We start from the raw sequence: 3,701 nt of genomic DNA, 5'->3' as shown, positions 1-3,701 counted from the left end.
CCAATCGGGCTCGACGCCCTCCGCGGTCTCGAAGCGCGACGGCCGCGACGCGGCGGGTGGCGCGGACCCCGAGCGGGTTCGGAAGCTCGAAGCGGCCTTAGAGGAGACCGAGACGGAGCGGCAGTCGCTGGCCGAGGAACGCGACCGGCTGGCGGCCGAGCGCGACGAGATCGAGACCGAGCGAGACGAACTCGTCGACGAGGTCGAGCGGCTCGAAGCCGAGACGGAGGAGCTCAGAGATGAGCGCGACCGCCTCCGCCGCGAGCTCTCGAACGCGAAGGAGCGCCTCCCGGACGCCGAACGCACGCTCACGCCGGACGAGGCGCGCAACGGGACGAACCTGTTCATCAGGTACGACTCGAAGGAGGGCGCGACGCTGGCCGACGCCCACGACGGGAGCGTCGACCGCGACACGCTCCGCGAGAATCTCCGGGTCGAACACCACACGAGCTTCGAGACCGACGGGCTCGCGGTGGACGGACGACCGTTCGCGGAGTTCTTAGAGGACACCATCGAGTACGGGTTCACCCGCTGGCTCGTCGAGGACCTCCCGTTCGAGGTCCGCGGGACCGGCAACGAGGGCACGCTCCGCGACCTCTACGACGCGCTCCCCGAGGTCGACCGCGCGGAGATCGGCGGCACGGTGTCGATCGAACTCCGCGAGGGCGGCGAGGAGACCAGGGAACAGCGGACCTTCGATCTCGTGTTGCGCGACCGGATGGGCCACCCGCTGTTCGTCGCCGACCTGAACGACAGCCGGGACCCGACGCCCGAGGGGACGCTGGAGTCGCTCGTCGGGAACGGGCGCGACATCGCGGAGTCGAACGAGACGTTCGCCGGCGCGTTCGCCGTGACGGAGAGCTTCTTCGAGCCGGGAGCCCTAGAGACCGCGAGCGACGCGGTCGGCGGGGGGCTGTTCAGCCGGTCGAAACGGGCGAGCTTCGTGAAGCTCTCGCGCAAGCAGGGGTTCCACCTGTGTCTCGTCGAGGCGCGCGACGGCGGGTTCCACATGACGGTTCCAGACCTATAGCCGTCACCGGGCGTCTCGAATCTGTGGCTACGGGCGGAGAGAAAACGCGACGCGTGCGTCGGCGGGGGAAATCGGAATTCCGGTCAGTTCTCAAGTTCGGCGGCGTCGTCGATCCGCATGGAGCCGAGCTTCTCGACGGTCTCGTCGAGCTTCTCGTCGAGCTCGTCGACGAACTCGTGCGTCCGCTCCGTGGTGATCGCTCCCTGGCTGGACGGCTCGATGAGGTTCTCCTCTTCGAGGACGCGCAGCGAGTACCGGACCTTGTGGTGCGGGTAGCCCGTCTCGTTCGACATTTTGACGATGCCGATCGGCTCGTTTTCGATGACCATCCGCAGGACTTGGAGGTGGCGTTCCAGCATGTCTACCTCTTTCTCTAGTCGATCTATCATGCCACATGTTAACTCGTCATGCCCCTGTTTAAAAGTTGCTGTCGGCGACGGGAGAACGCGTCGTCGGATCTGGCGGTTTGACGTGATAGTAGTTAACGTGTTCGATCGCGGCACGGCGGCCGGGGACCGGACCGCGACGACCGGGGGCGGGGGAGCGGTCGCCGCACGGAGACGCGAGAATACACGAACAAGGGTATTCGGATCCGTGTGACAATTTTACGATCCATGTCCGTGGTGGTCTCGCGGTCACAGACCGTAATCGGTTTTACCCCCGGCCGGGAATCGGCAGGTCGTATGACACTCACCATCGTCGGCTCCCAGCTCGGCGACGAGGGCAAGGGCGCGCTCGTCGACCGATGGGGAGGGGACGCGGACGTCGTAGTCCGTTATCAGGGCGGCGACAACGCCGGCCACACCGTCGTCGAAGGCGGCGCGGAGTACAAGCTCTCCTTGGTTCCGAGCGGCGCGGTCCGCGGGACCGTCGGGATTCTCGGAAACGGCTGCGTCGTCAACCCCGAGACGCTGTTCACGGAGATCGACGACCTGCGCGAGCGGGGACTCGACCCGGACGTTCGCGTCGCCCGTCGCGCGCACGTCATCATGCCGTACCACCGCGTGCTGGACGGCATCGAGGAGGAGGTCAAGGCGGACGACGACGCCGGCGACGCGGTCGGCACGACCGGCCGCGGCATCGGTCCGACCTACGAGGACAAGGCCGGCCGGCGCGGGGTCCGGATCGCCGACCTGCTCGACCCGGCGGTGCTCCGCGAGAAGCTGGAGTACGTCGTCCCGCAGAAGCGCGCGCTCGTCGAGGACGTGTACGGGCTCGACCTCGACGACAAGCAGGAGGCCGCCTTCGACGTCGACGCGCTCCACGAGACGTACGCCGCCATCGGCGAGCGCCTCGCCGACGAGGGGATGACCGTCAACTGCTCCGACTACCTCCACCGCCGCCGCGAGGCGGGCGACGAGATCCTCTTCGAGGGCGCACAGGGGACCCACATCGACGTCGATCACGGGAACTACCCGTTCGTCACCTCCTCGAACCCGACCGCTGGCGGCGCGGCCGTCGGCTCCGGCGTCGGCGTCACGACGGTGGGCGACGGCGAGGTGGTCGGCATCGTGAAGGCGTACCTCTCCCGTGTGGGCGAGGGCCCGCTCCCGACGGAACTCGACGGCGACGCCGACGAGGAGACGCTCGCGGACGAGATCCGCGAGAAGGGCGGCGAGTTCGGTACGGTCACCGGACGGCCGCGCCGCATCGGCTGGCTCGACCTCCCAATGCTCCGACACGCCGCCCGCGTCTCCGGTTTCACGGGCGTCGCGGTCAACCACGTCGACGTGCTCGCCGGACTCGACGAGCTGAAGGTATGTACGGGGTACGAACTCGACGGAGAAGAGCTCGACACCGTCCCCACTACGACCGAGCGGTGGGAGCGCTGCGAGCCGGTGTTCGCTGAGCTCGACACGTGGGAGGAGTTCGACTCGGCCGCGGTCGCCGAGGAAGGGTACGACGCGCTTCCCGCGGCCGCCCGCGAGTACCTGGAGTTCGTCGCCGACGAGATCGACACCCCGATCTACGCCGTCGGCGTCGGCCCCGACCGCGAGGAGACCGTCGAGCTGACGAACCCGTTGGACGAGTAGGGGTCGTTCGTAAACGACTGCCGCGGTCGACCGACGTTTTTGAGGCTCGAACGTGAACCGCCGCCATGGCTCGGCCCTCCCGCGGTCCGCAGGACCGCGATCCCGATCCGGCTGAACCGATCGTCGAACGCACGTTCGCTCACCTCGCGCGGCTGCTCCCGCTGGCGCTCGTCCCGCTGGCGACGGCGCTGTTCCGGACGCGGGACCTGCTCGCGACGACCCGGACGAACGGTTTTTCGCTCCGCGCGTCCTTTCCCGTCTACCGGTACGACCTCTGGAGCTTCGTCGACGCTCCGAGCGGGGGCGGTCTGACGGTGTCGCTCCCGTTCGGAGGCTTGGAGCCGCTGCCGCTTCTGGTCCCCGTGATCGGCGCGTACGTCGTCGTCTCGGGCGCGCTGAGCGCGGGGTACTTCGGGAGCATCGCGGACGGGATCACCGCCGGCGAGTTCGACTTCGTCGCGGCGGTCCGCCGGTTCGGCGTCCGGATGGTCCTCTTAGAAGCGATCGTCATCGTCGCGTTCGCGGCCGTCTTCCTCCCGCTGCTCGCCGTTCCGCCGCTGTTCGTGGTCGCGGTCCTCGCGGCGCTCGTGCTCTCGTACCTGTTTTCCCCACGGTGTACGTCATCGCGTTGGAGGACC

The 3,701-nt window shown here is 68.3% G+C and carries 2 protein-coding genes and 2 pseudogenes; 3 read left to right on the top strand and 1 reads right to left on the bottom strand.

The genetic code is table 11. The features are described from left to right. A pseudogene (locus tag BN903_RS13775) lies at positions 1-1,030 on the top strand (hypothetical protein); the annotation flags it as partial. Between the two features lie 83 nt (positions 1,031-1,113). Here the strand turns inward: BN903_RS13775 and BN903_RS13770 are convergent. Then, complete coding sequence (locus tag BN903_RS13770; protein ID WP_004595838.1) at positions 1,114-1,419, bottom strand: hypothetical protein; 306 nt, start codon at positions 1,417-1,419, stop codon at positions 1,114-1,116. A gap of 294 nt (positions 1,420-1,713) precedes the next feature. On the opposite strand from BN903_RS13770, the gene BN903_RS13765 reads away from it, so the two are divergent. Next, positions 1,714-3,063, top strand: a complete 1,350-nt coding sequence (locus tag BN903_RS13765) for an adenylosuccinate synthase (protein ID WP_048078270.1) — start codon at positions 1,714-1,716, stop codon at positions 3,061-3,063. A gap of 65 nt (positions 3,064-3,128) precedes the next feature. After that, positions 3,129-3,701: pseudogene (locus BN903_RS13760) on the top strand (hypothetical protein); the annotation flags it as partial.

The sequence above is a fragment of the Halorubrum sp. AJ67 genome (genome assembly GCF_000513435.1).
Note: the sequence above shows the minus strand (reverse complement) of the source record. Positions and strands in the feature narration are given on the sequence as shown.

Bases quoted from the DNA above. Each gene is read 5' to 3' on its own strand.
- BN903_RS13770 (WP_004595838.1), bottom strand. From the start codon at position 1,419: ATGATAGATCGACTAGAGAAAGAGGTAGACATGCTGGAACGCCACCTC.
- BN903_RS13765 (WP_048078270.1), top strand. From the start codon at position 1,714: ATGACACTCACCATCGTCGGCTCCCAGCTCGGCGACGAGGGCAAGGGC.